Origin of the sequence: Pseudomonas sp. NDM, from assembly GCF_003105095.1 — a bacterium.
GTDB lineage: Bacteria > Pseudomonadota > Gammaproteobacteria > Pseudomonadales > Pseudomonadaceae > Aquipseudomonas > Aquipseudomonas moraviensis_A.
On record NZ_QETJ01000112.1, the window covers coordinates 1 to 16346 of the forward strand.

Below are 16346 nucleotides of genomic sequence, written 5' to 3' on the forward strand. Positions count from 1 at the left end.
GCAGGCTCGCTCCCACAGAGGATCGCATTTCAATGTGGGAGCGAGCCTGCTCGCGAATAGGCCAGACCAGACACCAACCACCTTCGCGCTGCCATCTGCGCTACCATGCCGAGCCGGACGCAGCAGCCTGCTGCGCGCAGGAGTCAGCATGGCCCACCCGTTTGAAACCCTCACCCCCGATCTTGTCCTGGATGCCGTTGAAAGCATCGGTTTCCTCAGCGACGCGCGCATTCTGGCGCTCAACAGCTACGAAAACCGTGTCTATCAGGTCGGTATCGAAGACTCCGAGCCGCTGATCGCCAAGTTCTACCGTCCGCAGCGCTGGACCAACGAGGCCATCCTCGAGGAACACCAGTTCACCTTCGAACTGGCCGACATCGACATCCCTGTGGTGGCGCCGCTGATCCACAACGGCGAAACCCTGCATGAGCACGCGGGTTTCCGCTTCACCCTGTTTCCGCGCCGGGGTGGGCGCGCGCCGGAGCCGGGCAACCTTGATCAGCTGTATCGCCTCGGCCAGTTGCTCGGGCGCATGCATGCGGTGGGCGGCACCAAGCCGTTCAAGCACCGCGAAGCCCTCGCCGTGGAGAACTTCGGCCATGCTTCGCTGAACACCCTGCTCGAAGGCAACTTCATCCCCAAAAGTTTGCTGCCGGCGTACGAGTCGGTTGCCCGCGACCTGCTCAAACGCGTGGAAGATGTCTACGCCGCCACGCCGCATCAGAACATTCGCATGCACGGTGATTGTCACCCCGGCAACATGATGTGCCGCGACGAGATGTTCCACATCGTCGACCTCGACGACTGCCGCATGGGCCCGGCGGTGCAGGACATCTGGATGATGCTCGCCGGCAATCGCCAGGAGTGCCTGGGGCAGTTGTCGGAATTGATGGACGGCTACAACGAATTCCACGATTTCGACCCGCGCGAACTGGCACTGATCGAACCGCTGCGCGCCCTGCGCCTGATGCACTACAGCGCCTGGCTGGCCCGGCGCTGGGATGACCCGGCGTTCCCGCACAGCTTTCCGTGGTTTGGCACGGAGCGGTATTGGGGCGACCAGGTGCTGGCCTTGCGTGAACAGTTGTCGGCGCTCAATGAAGAGCCGCTGAAACTCTTCTGATTCACCCCGCCCCCTGTAGGAGTGAGCCTGCTCGCGACAGCGTCGGGTCAGCCAACATCAATGTTGAATGTCCGTTCGCTATCGCGAGCAGGCTCACTCCTACATTTGTCCGGTGTTCACAAATTCACAACTCACTTGCAGACAAATCTCCTTACAATCCCTCCTTTGTCAGTTGCCTGAGCAAGGATTCTGCATGCAAGCCGCCAACCCGCGTCGCGGGTACATTCTGGGCCTGAGCGCCTACATCATCTGGGGCCTGTTCCCGATCTATTTCAAAGCCATCGCCGAAGTCCCGGCCGTCGAGATCATCATCCATCGGGTGCTGTGGTCGGCGTTGTTCGGTGCGTTGCTGCTGATGGTGTGGAAACACCCGGGCTGGCTGCGCGAGCTGCTCGACAACCCCAAGCGCCTGGCCATTCTGGCCTTGAGCGGCACGCTGATCGCGGCCAACTGGCTGACCTACGTCTGGTCGGTGAACAACGGCCGCATGCTTGAGGCGAGTCTGGGTTACTACATCAATCCGCTGGTCAACGTGCTGCTGGGCATGGTGATTCTCGGTGAGCGACTGCGGCGCATGCAGTGGGTCGCGGTCGGGCTGGCTGCCATCGGTGTGGCGCAGCAGGTGTGGCAGGTGGGCAGTCTGCCGTGGGTGTCGCTGGCATTGGCGCTGACCTTCGGTTTTTACGGCTTGATCCGTAAACAGGCGCCGGTCAAGGCGTTGCCGGGGTTGGTCGTGGAAACCTGGATGCTGGTGCCGATCGCGATTGCGTGGTTGCTGTTCAATCAGACGGCGACCAGCGTGCAACCTGCCTTCTGGACTACGTCCGAGGCGTGGTGGCTGGTGGCTGCCGGCCCGGTCACGCTGGTACCGCTGGTATGTTTCAACGCCGCCACCCGCCATCTGCCCTACACCACCATTGGCTTCCTGCAATACATCGCGCCGACCCTGGTGCTGCTGCAAGCGGTGCTGCTGTTTGGCGAGCATTTGTCGTCCAGCACGCTGGTCGCGTTCATGTTTATCTGGGCCGGTCTGGCGGTTTATAGCGTTGATGCGTGGATAAGTCTGCGTCGGCGCGCCTGATCAAAAAACGCACAAACCTCCACAGGCCACGATTTCCGTGGCCTGCATCGTTCCTTCCCAAGGTTATCCACAACGTGATCCCCGCCATTTGTGCGCAAGTCACTGAATGTTGGCGGTTTTTTGATCAAGGGGCGCAAAGCCAAGCCCCACGTGGCGTGGCGGTCTGTCTCTACAGGTTATCCACAGGCAGGTGCACGTTAAACCTGAATAACCCTCGCAGCGATTAAACCTCTGTGCGTAACACCAGTTCGACCATCAGATCATCCGCCAGGGTTTCCAGGCGCGCCTGCAACACATCCAACGACAGGGTCAGCGGCACCGCCAGAATCGCCTCGGCGTGAAACAGCGGCTCGCTGCTCATCGGTGCCGGGCGCACCTCAGTCACCAGCCGTTCCAGATTCACGCCCTGCTCGCTCAACAGCCGGGTGATATCGCGGACGATACCCGGGCGATCATTACCGACCAGTTCCATGGCGATCGGTTTCCACGTGCAGGACTGCTCGACACCGCTTTCGGCAATCAACACACGAATGCCATGTGCCGACAACGCTTGCAAGGCATCGACCAATTCGTCGTAAGCCTCCGCCGGCACGCCCACGCGCAGGATCCCGGCGAACTGCCCGGCCATCCGTGACATGCGACTTTCCAGCCAATTGCCGCCGTGCTCGGCGATGCATTGGGCGATGCGCTCGACCTGCCCGGGCTTGTCCGGAGCGAAAACGGTGAGTACGAGATGGTCCATGGCGCAGCCCTCTTGTCATGACTTTTGTTATCGAAGGGCAAGTATAGGCAAGAGGATTGGTCTGGATGGGCCAACCGCTGCGCAGAATCTGTGGCGAGGCAGCCTGAGCAGCACTTATGTGTACAACTTTCGATATTTAGCTGGAACAATCCAATGCTTTTTTGAGAACATCCCGTTCCGCGACGTGACCGCAATGCGTCATGAGGTCGCAGAACGACGTAATTAGTCTGATTTTCACAAGCGCAACTCATCATGTAGTATGCCGCAGCGCGCACTACATAACGCTGGATCGATGTCTGCCCAAGGCCCTTCGCAACCCTGAAAGCCCCGTCAGCAAGGCCTCCAAGCCGTTGATTGGTCCTAGCCCAGCCGCCAGCAATGGCATGTACTGGTCGGCAGGTTTGTGGTTTAAATGGCCAGAAGCTTCATTGTTAAATTGACGAGCTGAAAAGCGAAATAGCTGAGCAGAGTGAGGCAAGCAATGACTGAACACGTTCAAGTCGGTGGCCTGCAGGTCGCCAAAGTCCTGTTCGACTTCGTGAACAACGAAGCCATTCCCGGTACCGGCCTCACCGCCGAACAATTCTGGGAAGGTGCCGACAAGGTCATTCACGACCTGGCGCCGAAGAACAAAGCCCTACTCGCCAAACGCGATGACTTCCAGGCGCGCATCGATGCCTGGCATCAGCAGCATGCCGGCCAGGCGCACGACGCCGTGGCCTACAAAGCTTTCCTGCAAGAGATCGGTTATCTGCTGCCAGAAGCGGCTGATTTCCAGGCCACGACGCAAAACGTCGATGATGAAATCGCCCGTACCGCCGGACCGCAACTGGTCGTGCCGGTGATGAATGCGCGCTTCGCCCTCAATGCCTCGAACGCCCGCTGGGGTTCGCTGTACGACGCGCTCTACGGCACCGACGCGATCAGCGAAGACGGCGGCGCGGAAAAAGGCAAAGGCTACAACAAGGTGCGTGGCGACAAAGTCATCGCCTTCGCCCGCGCCTTCCTCGACGAAGCCGCACCCCTGGCCGCTGGCTCCCACGTCGATTCGACTGGCTACAAGATCGCTGACGGCAAACTCGTCGTGACGCTGAAGGGCGGCAGCAACAGCGGCCTGCGCGATGATGCTCAACTGATCGGCTTCCAGGGCGACGCCAACGCGCCGATCGCGGTGCTGCTCAAGCACAACGGCCTGCACTTCGAAATCCAGATCGACGGCAGCACTCCGGTCGGCCAGACCGATGCCGCCGGCGTCAAAGACATCCTCATGGAAGCGGCGCTGACCACGATCATGGACTGCGAAGACTCCGTGGCCGCCGTTGATGCCGACGACAAAGTGGTGATCTACCGCAACTGGCTCGGCCTGATGAAGGGCGATCTGTCGGAAGAAGTCGCCAAGGGCGGCCAGACCTTCACCCGCACCATGAACCCGGATCGCACCTACACCGCGCCGAATGGCGGTGAAGTGACGCTGCACGGCCGTTCGCTGTTGTTCGTGCGCAACGTCGGTCACCTGATGACCATCGACGCGATCCTCGACAGTCAAGGCAACGAAGTACCGGAAGGTATCCTCGACGGTCTGGTGACTTGCCTGGCGGCGATGCACAACCTCAATGGCAACACCTCGCGGCGCAACACCCGCACCGGTTCGGTGTACATCGTCAAACCGAAGATGCACGGCCCGGAAGAAGCGGCGTTCACCAACGAGCTGTTCGGGCGTATCGAAGATGTCCTGCGCCTGCCGCGCAACACCCTGAAAGTCGGGATCATGGACGAGGAACGCCGCACCACGGTCAACCTCAAGGCCTGCATCAAGGCGGCCAGCGAGCGCGTGGTGTTTATCAACACCGGTTTCCTCGACCGCACCGGCGACGAAATCCACACCTCCATGGAAGCCGGCCCGGTGGTGCGCAAGGCTGACATGAAGGCCGAGAAGTGGATCGGCGCCTACGAAAACTGGAACGTCGATATCGGTCTGAGCACCGGCCTGCAAGGTCGTGCGCAAATCGGTAAGGGCATGTGGGCGATGCCGGATCTGATGGCCGCGATGCTCGAACAGAAAATCGCTCACCCGCTGGCCGGCGCCAACACTGCCTGGGTGCCGTCGCCGACCGCCGCTGCGCTGCACGCGCTGCACTACCACAAGGTCGACGTGTTTGCGCGTCAGGCCGAACTGGCCAAACGTGCCCGCGCCTCGGTGGACGACATTCTGACCATCCCGCTGGCGGTCAACCCGAGCTGGACGCCGGAGCAGATCAAGAACGAACTGGACAACAACGCCCAAGGCATTCTCGGTTACGTGGTGCGCTGGATCGACCAGGGTGTCGGCTGCTCGAAAGTGCCGGACATCAACGACGTCGGCCTGATGGAAGACCGTGCGACGCTGCGTATCTCCAGCCAACACATCGCCAACTGGCTGCGCCACGGTATCGTCACCCAAGAGCAAGTGATGGAAAGCCTCAAGCGCATGGCGCCGGTGGTCGACCGCCAGAACGCCAACGACCCGCTGTATCGCCCGCTGGCACCGGACTTCGACAGCAACATCGCCTTCCAGGCGGCGGTCGAACTGGTGATCGAAGGCACCAAACAGCCCAATGGCTACACCGAGCCGGTGCTGCACCGTCGTCGTCGCGAGTTCAAGGCCAAGAATGGTCTGTAACTTGGGTTGATGGTTGAAATGAAAAAGGCCCTGATCGAGAGATCAGGGCCTTTTTTGTTTATGTGCTCGGCGTCGGCTTGGCGTAGACGGCGAGATCGATACCCTCACCCCAGCCCTCTCCCAGAGGGAGAGGGAGCCGACCGCGTCGTCTTGCGCCATGCATCGACCTGAAAGATCGATGTCGATTATGGATTCGGTTGTGGACGTTCAGGTCAATGGAAGCCTCGAATTCTCCACAATCGGTCCCCTCTCCCTCTGGGAGAGGGCCAGGGTGAGGTAAAGACCGGGTACATCCTTTACGTTTGAGACCGGGGACATGGTTTACAGGTATCAATCATGGTCAGGAGGTGCTGACCATGCCCTGGAAACAAGAGTCCCCAATGGATCAACGAGTGAAGTTAATCAGCGATTGGCTTAGCGGCAGCTACAGCAAAAGCCAGTTAAGCCGGCGGTATGGCGTCAGCCGGCCCACCATCGACAAGTGGCTGGAACGATATGCAGCGTTGGGCATAGATGGCTTGAAAGAGCAGTCGCGTAAGCCGCTGAACTGCCCTCATCAAACCGACGATGAAATCATCGCCAAGTTGCTGGCCAAGAAAAACGAACATCCCGATCGGGGGCCCAAGCAGATCATTGATCGCCTGCGCGTTTCTGATCCGCATATCCAGTGGCCGGCGGCGAGTACTGCCGGAGAATGGTTGAAGAAAGCTGGTTTGGTCATGGCGCGACGACCTTATCCCCCACGTCCCCGTGCTCCGACGCATTTGCGTCCGGTCGACGCGCCCAACCAGACTTGGTGCGCTGATTACAAAGGGCAGTTCAAAATGCAGGACGGTAATTGGTGCTATCCGCTGACCATTACCGATCAGATGAGCCGCTTTTTATTCGTCTGTCGCGCTTTGCCCAGTACGCACGGGGCGCCGACGCGGGAAGGCTTTGAGTGGGCTTTTCGAGAATATGGGCTGCCGGATGTGATCCGCACTGACAATGGCGCTCCTTTCGCGTCGACAGGTCTGGCGCGACTTTCGAAGTTATCGGTTTGGTTCATCAGGCTTGGAATCCATGTCGAAACGATTACGCCTGGCCGCCCCGACCAAAATGGCCGACATGAACGGATGCATCGAACGCTAAAGGCAGCAGTGCCACCGGCAGAAAACCTGGTGCGCCAACAGCTGGCTTTTCAGGATTTTGTCCAGGACTTCAACCACCACCGACCGCACACCGCGCTGGGCATGAAACCGCCGGCTTCGGTCTATAGCCCATCGGTACGTGCTTATCCCGGTTACTTGCCTGCGCTTGAATACGGCTCTGATGTTGAAGTACGCAAGGTTCGGTCAAATGGCGAAATCAAATGGAAAGGACAGCTGATTTTTCTTGGAGAGGCTTTGATTGGAGAGGACATCGCGCTGAAGGAAGTGGCTGACGACGCTTGGGAGCTGTACCTTTGCAGCCACTGTTTAGGCAGGCTTGAACGCGGTGCTAAACGCGTAGCAAGCCTGTAAAGGTGTAAACGATGTCCCCGGTCTAATTTGTAAAGGATGTACCGGTCTCTACAGTGAGGGGCTTCTAGGGTTCTATGCCCAATTCGTGTTTGACCAGCCCAAGCAGCTTCCCCGTATCAATCGGCTTGAGCAGAAAATCCACCACGCTCAGATGCATCGCCTCGATCGCGTCTTTCACGTCGGCATCGCCGGAGACAATGATGATCGGCATCGCCGCGCGCACCGATTCGCGCACCTGGCGGATCAGGTCGAGGCCATCGACATTGCCCATGCGCAGATCGGTAATCACCAGCCCGATCGAGGGCTTTTGCTCAAGCATTTTCAGCGCGGTCTCACCGCTGGCTGCGGTCATGCAATGAATGCCATCGAGCGCGAGGATCTCCGACAACAGCTCGCGGGCATCCTTGTCGTCGTCGACGATCAGGACACGCTGCGGCGGCAGATCGGGTTCGAGCATCACTGCGCTGAGCGCTTCACGCTCGGCGTCGCTCAAAATATCGTGGTCGGACATGGCGCTCTCTAAATGTTCAATCAATCCCTGGCAAGTCGTCAGACATCGCCGGACAGCGCTTCAATGTGCACTTCGTCGGATTTTTTTCCAAGGGGCTACGACGAGCTTTTCCGAGCTTTTGCGTAGGTTATTTCCGAAAATCGGCCGATGGTGGCAAAACCTAGACTTACGTCCAATGGGCACCCTGCCCGTCGGGGTCGACCATGGCCGCAACGATCCGACAACAACAATTCGAAAAAGACTGCGGTAATGGTTATGAGCAAAGCGGACGCCTTCACCCAGGCAGGGAAAACCGCGGTTTTGCAGAATATTCAGGGCACCCTGCAATTCCTTCAGCGCTTCCCGCCCTTCAATCAGATGGAACACGCCCACCTCGCCTATCTGGTGGAGCAATGTCAGCTGCGTTTTTTTGCCCAGGGCGAGAGCATCATCAAACCGGCCTACGGCCCGGTCGAACACTTTCATATCGTCAAACAGGGTCGGGTGGTCGGCGAACGCCAGCACATCACCAGGCCCGGCACAGAAACCACGTTCGAAATCACCACCGGCGAATGCTTTCCGCTGGCTGCGCTGCTCGGTGAGCGCGCCACCCGCACCGAACATCTGGCGGGCGAAGACACCTTTTGCCTGCAACTGAACAAACTGGCGTTCATCAAACTGTTCGCCCTCTCCAGCACCTTCCGCGACTTCGCCCTGCGCGGAGTCAGCAGCCTGCTCGATCAGGTCAACCAGCAAGTCCAGCAAAAAGCCGTGGAGACCCTCGGCACCCAGTACTCGCTGAACACCCGCCTCGGTGAACTGGCGATGCGTCATCCGGTGACCTGCAGCGCCGACACTCCACTGCGTGAAGCGGTGAAGCTGATGCACGAGCAACAGGTCGGCAGCATCGTCGCGGTGGATGAGCAGAAGGTGCCGCTGGGGATTTTTACCCTGCGCGATTTGCGCCATGTGGTGGCCGAAGGTGTCGGCGATTTCAGCGACGCCATCGAACAGCACATGACCCGATCGCCGTTTTATCTGTCGCCGGATCACAGCGCATTCGATGCGGCGATCGCCATGACCGAGCGGCATATCGCGCATGTGTGTCTGGTCAAGGATCAGCGCCTGTGCGGGGTGGTTTCCGAGCGTGATCTGTTCTCCCTGCAACGGGTCGATCTGGTGCACCTTGCGCGAACCATCCGCAGTGCTCAGCGAGTCGAGCAACTGGTGACCCTGCGCGGCGAGATCGGTCAACTGGTCGAACGCATGCTCGCTCACGGCGCGTCGTCGACGCAGATCACCCACATCATTACGTTGCTCAACGATCACACGGTGTGCCGGGTCATCGAACTGACCCTGGCCGAGAAAGGCGACCCCGGCGTGCCGTTCAGTTGGCTGTGTTTCGGCAGCGAAGGCCGGCGCGAGCAGACGCTGCACACCGATCAGGACAACGGCATTCTCTTCGACGCTCGCGATGCGGCGCACGCGGCGGAAATTCGCGGCAAGCTGCTGCCGATCGCCCAGCAGATCAATCAGATCCTGGCGCAGTGTGGCTTCACTCTATGCAAGGGCAACATCATGGCCGGCAATCCCGAGCTGTGTCTGTCGCGGGCCGAGTGGGCGCGACGCTTTGCGGCGTTCATCCGCGAAGCCACGCCGGAGAATCTGCTCGGCTCGAGCATTTATTTCGACCTGCGGGTGGTCTGGGGCGATGAGCAAGGCTGCGAGCAATTGCGCCGGGGCATTCTCGATCAGGTCGGTGACAACCGTTTGTTCCAGCGCATGCTGGCCGAGAACGCGTTGCGTAATCGCCCTCCCGTTGGGCGTTTCCGGGAATTTGTGCTGGCACGCAAGAACGGCGAGAAGGCTACGCTGGATCTGAAAATCCAGGGCCTGACGCCATTCGTCGACGGCGCCCGTCTGCTGGCGCTGGCCAACGGCATCGACGCCAACAACACCCTCGAACGCTTCCGCCAATTGGTCGATAAACAAGTCATCGAACCGCTCGACGGCGCGGCGTATGAAGAGGCCTATCACTTCATTCAGCAAACGCGGATGCAGCAGCACCAGCTCCAGACCCGGGAGAACCAGCCGTACTCCAACCGCGTCGATCCCGACAGCCTCAATCACCTCGACCGACGCATCCTGCGCGAATCCCTGCGGCAGGCGCAGCGACTGCAAAGCAGCCTCACCTTGCGGTATCAGCTATGAGCCTGTTTTCCTGGCTGCGCCCGGCCAGTCCCGTAGTGCCGGCCGCATTTGCGCAGCGACTGGCGCAATTGCCAAGCATCACCGAGCTGAGCGAATGCAGCCTGCGCGAGCAGCGCTGGGTGGTGCTGGACCTGGAAACCACCGGCCTCAACCTCAACAAGGACCGGGTGTTGTCGATCGGCGCCGTGGCTATCGAGGACGGCGCAATCGATTTCCGCCAGCAGTTCGAAAGGACCCTGCAATGTCGGGAATTGAAGCTCAGCCCCAGCGTGCTGATTCATGGCCTCGGGCCAAATGCGATCGCCGCAGGCAGCGACCCGGCCGAAGCGTTGCTGGAGTTGCTGGAATTTGTCGGCGACAGCCCGGTGCTGGCGTTTCATGCGCCGTTCGATCAGCACATGCTCGGGCGTGCGCTCAAGGAGCATCTGGGGCACAAGCTGCAACATGTGTTTCTGGATGTGGCGGATCTCGCCCCGCTGCTGTGTCCGCAGGCGCAGATTCGCGAGGCGGGGCTGGATGAGTGGATCGAGTGGTTCCGGCTTGAAGTGTTCGAACGGCATAACGCGAGTGCCGATGCGCTGGCCACGGCGGAACTGGCATTGATTCTGTTCAGCAGGGCGCGGGCGCAGCAGATATACAGTCCATTGAATCTGCAACAGCGGTTGAGTCAGTGGAAGCGAAGGCAGCAGGCGCCTTCTTTTTAGAAGCACCCTCACCCCAGCCCTCTCCCAGAGGGAGAGGGAGCCGACCGAAGTGTCTCGGGCTTTTCATTTACCTGAGAAATCGAGTCGATTATGGATTCACTGAAGATCGCTCAGGTCGGTGTACCTCCAGAATATCCCCCAATCAGTCCCCTCTCCCTCCGGGAGAGGGCTAGGGTGAGGGTCTGCCCTTGATTCACCACCTGACCAGTGGCCAATTGCTAACCATTCCCACCTCTGCCAGAATCGCGAACTATTCTCGTTAGTTAACATTTCCCAATCGGTGATGTCCGGTGTCGTCAGTGCCCAACCCCCACAGTGAGCTCGTCGGTGCGATGTATCGCGACCATCGCGGTTGGCTGCTGGCGTGGTTGCGGCGCAATGTGGCGTGTCCGCAGCGCGCCGAAGACTTGAGTCAGGACACTTTTGTACGCCTGCTCAACCGCGGCGAATTGCTGACGCCGCGCGAGCCGCGAGCGTTTCTGGTGGCGATCGCCAAAGGCCTGTTGTTCGACTACTTCCGCCGCGCCGCGCTGGAACAGGCCTATCTCACCGAACTGATGCTGATCCCCGAGGGCGAACAGCCATCGGTGGAAGAACAGCAAATGATCCTCGACGACCTCAAGGCCATCGATCGCCTGCTCGGCAAGCTGTCGACCAAGGCTCGCGCAGCGTTTCTGTATAACCGCCTCGACGGCCTCAGCCACGCCGAGATCGCCGGCAAACTCGGCGTCTCGGTGCCGCGCGTGCGGCAGTATCTGGCCCAAGGCCTGCGCCAGTGCTACATCGCTCTTTACGGTGAGCCGACATGACCGCGGCCAGTTCGCGCCCGGTGCCGGCCCATGTGCTGGACGCGGCAATTGCCTGGCAATTGACCCTCGATTCGAGCACCGCGCTGGAACGCGAGGAGTTCGCCAAATGGCACGCGGCCCATGAAGAACACGCCCGCGCCTGGCGCCAGTTGGGCATGCTCGATCAGCGTTTCAGCGTCGCCAAGGGCCCGGCGCGCAGTGCGTTGCTGCAATCGCGCGAAGGCATTCGCCGGCGCGTGCGCAAACTCGGCAGCGGGCTGGCCAGTGTCGTGGCGGTGATCGGTCTGGGGCTGTTCGTGAGTGAGCGCTATCTGCCGCTCGATTACTGGCTCGCCGATCAGCGCACCGCCACCGGCGAACAGCGCACCGTGCGCCTGTCCGACGGCACCCTGCTCAACCTCAATACGCACAGCGCGGTCGACGTACGCTTCGATGACCAGCGCCGTTTGATCGTGCTGCAGGAAGGGGAAATCCTCGTCGAAACCGGGCATGGCGATGCGCGGCCCTTTATCGTCGAAACCCGCGAAGGCAGCATGCGCGCGCTGGGCACGCGGTTTCTGGTCAAGCGCGAGGATGACGGCACGCGCCTGAGCGTATTGCACTCGGCGGTCGCGGCCCATGCCCAGGCGAACCCGCAAGAACAGATTCTGCGCGAAGGCCAGCAGGTGCTGCTGCGCAGTGACGGGCTTAGCTCGATTGCCGCCCTCGCCCCCGGCGCCGATGCCTGGACGCGCGGCATGCTGGTGGTCGACAACGCGCGACTGGGCGATCTGGTGCATGAGCTGGGGCGCTACCGCCGCGGGCATCTCGGCGTGACGCCGGAGGTGGCCGATCTGCGCATTACCGGCAGCTTTCCGCTGCACGACACCGACAAGGCACTGAGCGCTTTGCTGCCGACCTTGCCGGTGCAGATCGAGCGGCATACGCCGTATTGGGTCACCGTGGCGAAGGCTGAGGTTAAACCTTAAAAATTCGCCGTCTGTGAAAGGGCTATCGCGAGCAGGCTCACTCCTACAATTGGAATGCGTTCCCTTGTAGGAGCGAGCCTGCTCGCGAAGGCGCCATCAGCCGCACAACCATTTCCTGCAAAAAAAAAGAATTTCACCCAGCCCTATCACTTTTCGATTTTCATCCGGCACACAGGCAATTGAGAAATATTTCCATTCAGGAGCCGCCGTATGTCCCGTTCGCCAGACACCTTGTTGCGCCCCAGTCTGCTGGCTTTTGCCATCGCTTTCGGCACGCCGCTGATCAGCACTGCGTTGCTCGCCGCTGAGCAAACGTCCAGCGTGCGCGCCTACAACCTGCCGGCGGCGCCGCTGTCGACCACGCTGAACCAGATCGCCAGCCAGGGCGGCCTCGCCCTGTCGCTCGATCCGGCACTGGCAGCAGGCAAGACCTCGGCGCCCGTCAACGGCCAGTACGACGCCGCCGGCGCCCTGCGCGCGGCTCTGCGCGGCAGCGGTCTGCAACTGGAGCAAAGCAGCGCCGGCACCTACACCCTGGTGGCGGTGCCTGAAGGCACGCTGGCCCTGCCGGAAACCTCGGTCATCGGCGTGGAAAATCTCGAAAGTGCCTGGGGCCCGGTCGAAGGCTACACCGCGACCCGCACCGCCGCCGGCACCAAGACCGACACCGCACTGGTCGAAGCACCGCGTTCGATCTCGGTGGCGACCCGTCAGCAGATGGACGATCGCAGCGTGCACAGCCTCGATGACGCGGTGCGCTACATGCCGGGCATCACCGCCAGCAGCTACGGCAGCGACACCCGCGCCGACTGGCTGCGCGTACGCGGTTTCGAGCCGACCCAGTTCCTCGATGGCCTGCCGCTGCCAAAGGGCGTGTACGCCAACCCGAAGCAGGAAACCTGGAACCTCGACCGCCTCGCCCTGCTTCGTGGCCCGGCCTCGTCGGTGTACGGCCAGACCCCGCCGGGCGGTTTGCTCGACATGGTCAGCCGCCGCCCGAGTGCCGAGGCCAGCAACGAAATCCAGCTGCAGTACGGCAGCGACAACCACCGCCAGATCAACTTCGCCAGCACCGGCAAGATCGATGACGCTGGGCAGTTTCTCTATGGCCTCAGTGGCGTGGTGCGCGACAGTGGCACGCAGGTCGATCACGTCGACAACAAGCGCTACAACATCGCACCGAGCCTGACCTGGAACATCGACGACGACACCCGATTCACCCTGCTGAGCCAGTTCACCCGTGACGACACGGGCATCACCAGCCAGTTTCTGCCGATCCAGGGCACGAAGATCAATTCGCCGTTCGGCGACATTTCCCATCACAAGAATCTCGGCGATCCGGATTGGGAATACTACGACCGCACCTACTATGCGCTGGGCTACGCCTTCGAACATCGGCTGAACGATGTCTGGCAGTTCAAGCAGAACCTGCGCTACACCAAGTCGGACCTGTCGTTCCAGTCGCTGACGCCCGGCTCCTACCCGTTCACCACCGTGGATGAACAGGGCAACGTCGGCCGCACCAGCACCAGCGTCGATGAAGACATCAGCCAGTTTGCCGTGGACAACAACTTCCAGGCCGACTTCGCCACCGGCGATATCCGCCACACCTTGCTGCTGGGTCTGGATCACCAGCGCAACAACACCAACTACACCTCGATTTTCGGTGATGGCCTGCCGACCAACGTGATTACGCCAATCTACGGCCAGCCGATCATACGTCCAGCGCGTTCCACCGCGTTTTACGATTACAACCAGAAGACCTACCAGACCGGCCTCTACGTGCAGGATCAGATGGCCCTAGATCAGTGGCGTCTGACTCTCGGCGGTCGTGAAGACTGGGTGCACACCAGCACCAAGTTCATCAACCAGAGCGATGCGACCAATACCCAGCGCGACAAAAAATTCAGCGGCAATGCGGCGCTCAGCTACGTCTTCGACAACGGCTTCGTGCCGTACCTGTCCTACGCCGAATCCTTCCAGCCGACCACGGGCGCCAATGTCACCTCAACCGGCTCGCTCAAGCCGACCGAAGGCAAGCAGTGGGAACTGGGCATCAAATACCTGCCGCCGGGCAGCAAGACCCTGCTGACCGCCGCCGTGTATGACCTGACCCAGAAGAATGTCGCGGTGAGCACCTTCGTCAACAACGTCTCGGTGACCAGTCAAACGGGTGAAGTGAAGGTCAAAGGTCTGGAACTCGAAGCCGTGTCAGATGTGACCGATAACCTCAAGGTCATCGCCGCCTACACCCTGGCCAAGTCCGAAGTGCAGAAAGGCGTCGACAAGGGCAACCGCCTGCAACTGATGCCCAACCAGCAAGCCTCGCTGTGGACCGACTACACCTGGCACAGCGGCGTGCTTGACGGTTTCGGTGTGGGTGCCGGCGTGCGTTACACCGGCAACACTTACGGCGACAAGGCCAACACCTGGCTGGGCAAGGCCGATGCCTATACCGTGTTCGACGCCAGCGTGCATTATGATCTGGGCCGTCTGGACAACAGCCTCAAAGGTGCGTCGCTGGCAGTGAACGCGACCAACCTGTTCGACAAGGACTACATTTCCACCTGCGACAGCTTCTACTGCTACTACGGCGACCAGCGCAGCGTCGTCGCCAGCGCCACTTACAAGTGGTAAGCCGGTGAGCTGAAACAGGCCCTGTTACCAGGCCGTCCGCACCGGGCGGCTTTGGTGTTTTTGAAGGTCATGCAATGAAAAGTAAAACCATCCGCCGCTGGTCGTTCATCCACACCTGGACCAGCCTGATCTGCACGGTGTTTCTACTGATGCTGGCACTGACCGGTCTGCCGCTGATTTTCAGCCACGAGATCGATCATCTGCTGGGCAACGCCCCGGAGCTGCGCGAGATGCCGGCCGACACGCCGCAACTCAACCTGCAGCAACTGGTCGACGCCGCGCAGAAACATCGCCCGGGCGAAGTCATGCAGTACTTCGGCTATGACGACGAAGAGCCGAACGCGGCGTTCGCGATCATGGCCAAGACCGCCGACACCGAGCCGAACGCTTCGCACACCTTCATGCTCGACGCACGCACTGGCGAAGCGCTGGAAACCCCGTCGGCCAACGGTGGTTTGATGCTGTTCATCCTGCGCCTGCACGTCGACATGTTTGCCGGGCTGCCGGGCAAGCTGCTGCTGGCGTTCATGGGGCTGCTGTTCGTCGTGGCCATCGTCTCCGGCACGGTGCTGTACCTGCCGTTCATGCGCCGCTTGAAATTCGGCACCGTGCGCCAGGACAAGTCGACCAGGCTGCGCTGGCTCGATCTGCACAATCTGATTGGCGTCGTGACCCTGACCTGGTGCCTGGTGGTGGGCGTGACGGGAGTGATCAGCGCCTGCGCCGATCTGCTGATTGCCGCCTGGCGCAACGACGCACTGACCACCCTGATCGCACCGTATCGCGATGCACCGCCGCTGACGCAACTGGCCCCGGCCACACGCTTGCTCGACATCGCCGAGCAAGTCGCCCCGGGGATGAAGCCGGATTTCATCGCCTTCCCCGGCACACGCTTTTCCAGCGAGCATCATTACTCGGTGTTCATGAAGGGCGGCACGCACCTGACTTCGCACCTGCTGACACCGGTGCTGATCGATGCCACGACCTTGCAGGTCACCGCCGTGGCCGAACGGCCGTGGTACATGGACGCCATGGGCATGTCGCAGCCACTGCATTTTGGTGACTACGGCGGCATGCCGATGAAGATTCTCTGGGCGACGCTGGATGTGCTGACGATCATCGTTCTGGCCAGTGGTGTGTATCTGTGGGTGGTGCGGCGCAAGGCGACCAGGCCTGTGCTGGAAACGGCGGAGGCCTCGGCATGAAGCCGCGTCAGTCGAGTTTCTGGAAAGTCTTCAGCACGCCGATCGTCATCGCCCTGCTCAGTGCGGCAGGGCTGTTTGCGGCATTGCTGGGGGACGGGATCTGGGATGCGTTGAGCTGGGTCGGGCTTGGTGTGCCCGCGGTTTTGGCCATAAAGGGATTAATGCGGCGAAGCTGAAATCCTTGTAGGAGCTGCGGAACGCTGCGATCTTTTGCT

General features: G+C 60.7%; 13 protein-coding genes. 11 read left to right on the plus strand and 2 right to left on the minus strand.

The genetic code is table 11. The annotated features are described in order from the left end of the window. Positions 1–148 precede the first annotated feature (148 nt). Together DCO47_RS19455 and rarD are read left to right on the plus strand one after the other, a co-directional pair. Complete coding sequence (locus tag DCO47_RS19455; RefSeq protein ID WP_116658717.1) at positions 149–1123, plus strand: serine/threonine protein kinase; 975 nt, start codon at positions 149–151, stop codon at positions 1121–1123. 193 nt (positions 1124–1316) lie between these two features. Beyond that, on the plus strand, positions 1317–2204 hold the full coding sequence (gene rarD, locus DCO47_RS19460) for an EamA family transporter RarD (RefSeq protein ID WP_041476730.1): 888 nt from the start codon (positions 1317–1319) through the stop codon (positions 2202–2204). Between the two features lie 223 nt (positions 2205–2427). On the opposite strand, the gene DCO47_RS19465 is transcribed toward rarD, so the two are convergent. Continuing rightward, positions 2428–2946: a glycine cleavage system protein R gene (locus DCO47_RS19465; RefSeq protein WP_016772854.1), complete on the minus strand. Its 519-nt coding sequence runs from the start codon at positions 2944–2946 to the stop codon at positions 2428–2430. A gap of 481 nt (positions 2947–3427) precedes the next feature. On the opposite strand from DCO47_RS19465, the gene DCO47_RS19470 reads away from it, so the two are divergent. Both DCO47_RS19470 and DCO47_RS19475 read left to right on the plus strand, forming a co-directional pair. Continuing rightward, positions 3428–5605: a malate synthase G gene (locus DCO47_RS19470; protein WP_116658718.1), complete on the plus strand. Its 2178-nt coding sequence runs from the start codon at positions 3428–3430 to the stop codon at positions 5603–5605. 356 nt (positions 5606–5961) lie between these two features. Next, positions 5962–7107: an integrase core domain-containing protein gene (locus tag DCO47_RS19475; RefSeq protein WP_065616283.1), complete on the plus strand. Its 1146-nt coding sequence runs from the start codon at positions 5962–5964 to the stop codon at positions 7105–7107. A gap of 64 nt (positions 7108–7171) precedes the next feature. Here DCO47_RS19475 and DCO47_RS19480 read toward each other — a convergent pair whose 3' ends face one another. Further along, on the minus strand, positions 7172–7618 hold the full coding sequence (locus DCO47_RS19480; RefSeq protein ID WP_064365296.1) for a response regulator: 447 nt from the start codon (positions 7616–7618) through the stop codon (positions 7172–7174). A 255-nt stretch (positions 7619–7873) separates the two neighbouring features. On the opposite strand from DCO47_RS19480, the gene DCO47_RS19485 reads away from it, so the two are divergent. The 7 genes from DCO47_RS19485 to DCO47_RS19515 all read left to right on the plus strand — a co-directional run bounded on the left by DCO47_RS19485 (position 7874) and on the right by DCO47_RS19515 (position 16307). Further along, positions 7874–9808, plus strand: coding sequence for a putative nucleotidyltransferase substrate binding domain-containing protein (locus tag DCO47_RS19485; RefSeq protein WP_305889190.1), 1935 nt, complete (start codon positions 7874–7876; stop codon positions 9806–9808). Further along, positions 9805–10512, plus strand: a complete 708-nt coding sequence (locus DCO47_RS19490; protein ID WP_116658720.1) for a PolC-type DNA polymerase III — start codon at positions 9805–9807, stop codon at positions 10510–10512. Before DCO47_RS19485 ends, DCO47_RS19490 begins: the two co-directional genes overlap by 4 nt. 332 nt (positions 10513–10844) lie before the next feature. Beyond that, positions 10845–11321: an RNA polymerase sigma factor gene (locus DCO47_RS19495; RefSeq protein WP_231982541.1), complete on the plus strand. Its 477-nt coding sequence runs from the start codon at positions 10845–10847 to the stop codon at positions 11319–11321. Further along, a complete protein-coding gene (locus tag DCO47_RS19500) occupies positions 11318–12289 on the plus strand; it encodes a FecR domain-containing protein (protein ID WP_116658721.1) in 972 nt (323 codons plus the stop codon). Before DCO47_RS19495 ends, DCO47_RS19500 begins: the two co-directional genes overlap by 4 nt. 210 nt (positions 12290–12499) lie before the next feature. Continuing rightward, the gene (locus tag DCO47_RS19505) at positions 12500–14926 is read left to right on the plus strand and encodes a TonB-dependent siderophore receptor (RefSeq protein ID WP_116658722.1); all 2427 of its coding nucleotides are present in this window, start codon (positions 12500–12502) and stop codon (positions 14924–14926) included. 74 nt (positions 14927–15000) lie between these two features. Next, positions 15001–16131, plus strand: coding sequence for a PepSY domain-containing protein (locus tag DCO47_RS19510; protein WP_065616530.1), 1131 nt, complete (start codon positions 15001–15003; stop codon positions 16129–16131). Continuing rightward, positions 16128–16307 (plus strand): hypothetical protein, encoded by a 180-nt coding sequence (locus DCO47_RS19515; RefSeq protein ID WP_080902439.1) that lies wholly within the window; start codon positions 16128–16130, stop codon positions 16305–16307. The genes DCO47_RS19510 and DCO47_RS19515 overlap by 4 nt, the downstream gene beginning before the upstream one ends. Positions 16308–16346: the final 39 nt, after the last annotated feature.

Coding starts and splice junctions, on each gene's coding strand:
- rarD (WP_041476730.1), top strand. CDS start 1,317: ATGCAAGCCGCCAACCCGCGTCGCGGGTACATTCTGGGCCTGAGCGCC.
- DCO47_RS19510 (WP_065616530.1), top strand. CDS start 15,001: ATGAAAAGTAAAACCATCCGCCGCTGGTCGTTCATCCACACCTGGACC.
- DCO47_RS19455 (WP_116658717.1), top strand. CDS start 149: ATGGCCCACCCGTTTGAAACCCTCACCCCCGATCTTGTCCTGGATGCC.
- DCO47_RS19485 (WP_305889190.1), top strand. CDS start 7,874: ATGAGCAAAGCGGACGCCTTCACCCAGGCAGGGAAAACCGCGGTTTTG.
- DCO47_RS19470 (WP_116658718.1), top strand. CDS start 3,428: ATGACTGAACACGTTCAAGTCGGTGGCCTGCAGGTCGCCAAAGTCCTG.
- DCO47_RS19490 (WP_116658720.1), top strand. CDS start 9,805: ATGAGCCTGTTTTCCTGGCTGCGCCCGGCCAGTCCCGTAGTGCCGGCC.
- DCO47_RS19480 (WP_064365296.1), bottom strand. CDS start 7,618: ATGTCCGACCACGATATTTTGAGCGACGCCGAGCGTGAAGCGCTCAGC.
- DCO47_RS19465 (WP_016772854.1), bottom strand. CDS start 2,946: ATGGACCATCTCGTACTCACCGTTTTCGCTCCGGACAAGCCCGGGCAG.
- DCO47_RS19515 (WP_080902439.1), top strand. CDS start 16,128: ATGAAGCCGCGTCAGTCGAGTTTCTGGAAAGTCTTCAGCACGCCGATC.
- DCO47_RS19500 (WP_116658721.1), top strand. CDS start 11,318: ATGACCGCGGCCAGTTCGCGCCCGGTGCCGGCCCATGTGCTGGACGCG.
- DCO47_RS19505 (WP_116658722.1), top strand. CDS start 12,500: ATGTCCCGTTCGCCAGACACCTTGTTGCGCCCCAGTCTGCTGGCTTTT.
- DCO47_RS19475 (WP_065616283.1), top strand. CDS start 5,962: ATGCCCTGGAAACAAGAGTCCCCAATGGATCAACGAGTGAAGTTAATC.
- DCO47_RS19495 (WP_231982541.1), top strand. CDS start 10,845: ATGTATCGCGACCATCGCGGTTGGCTGCTGGCGTGGTTGCGGCGCAAT.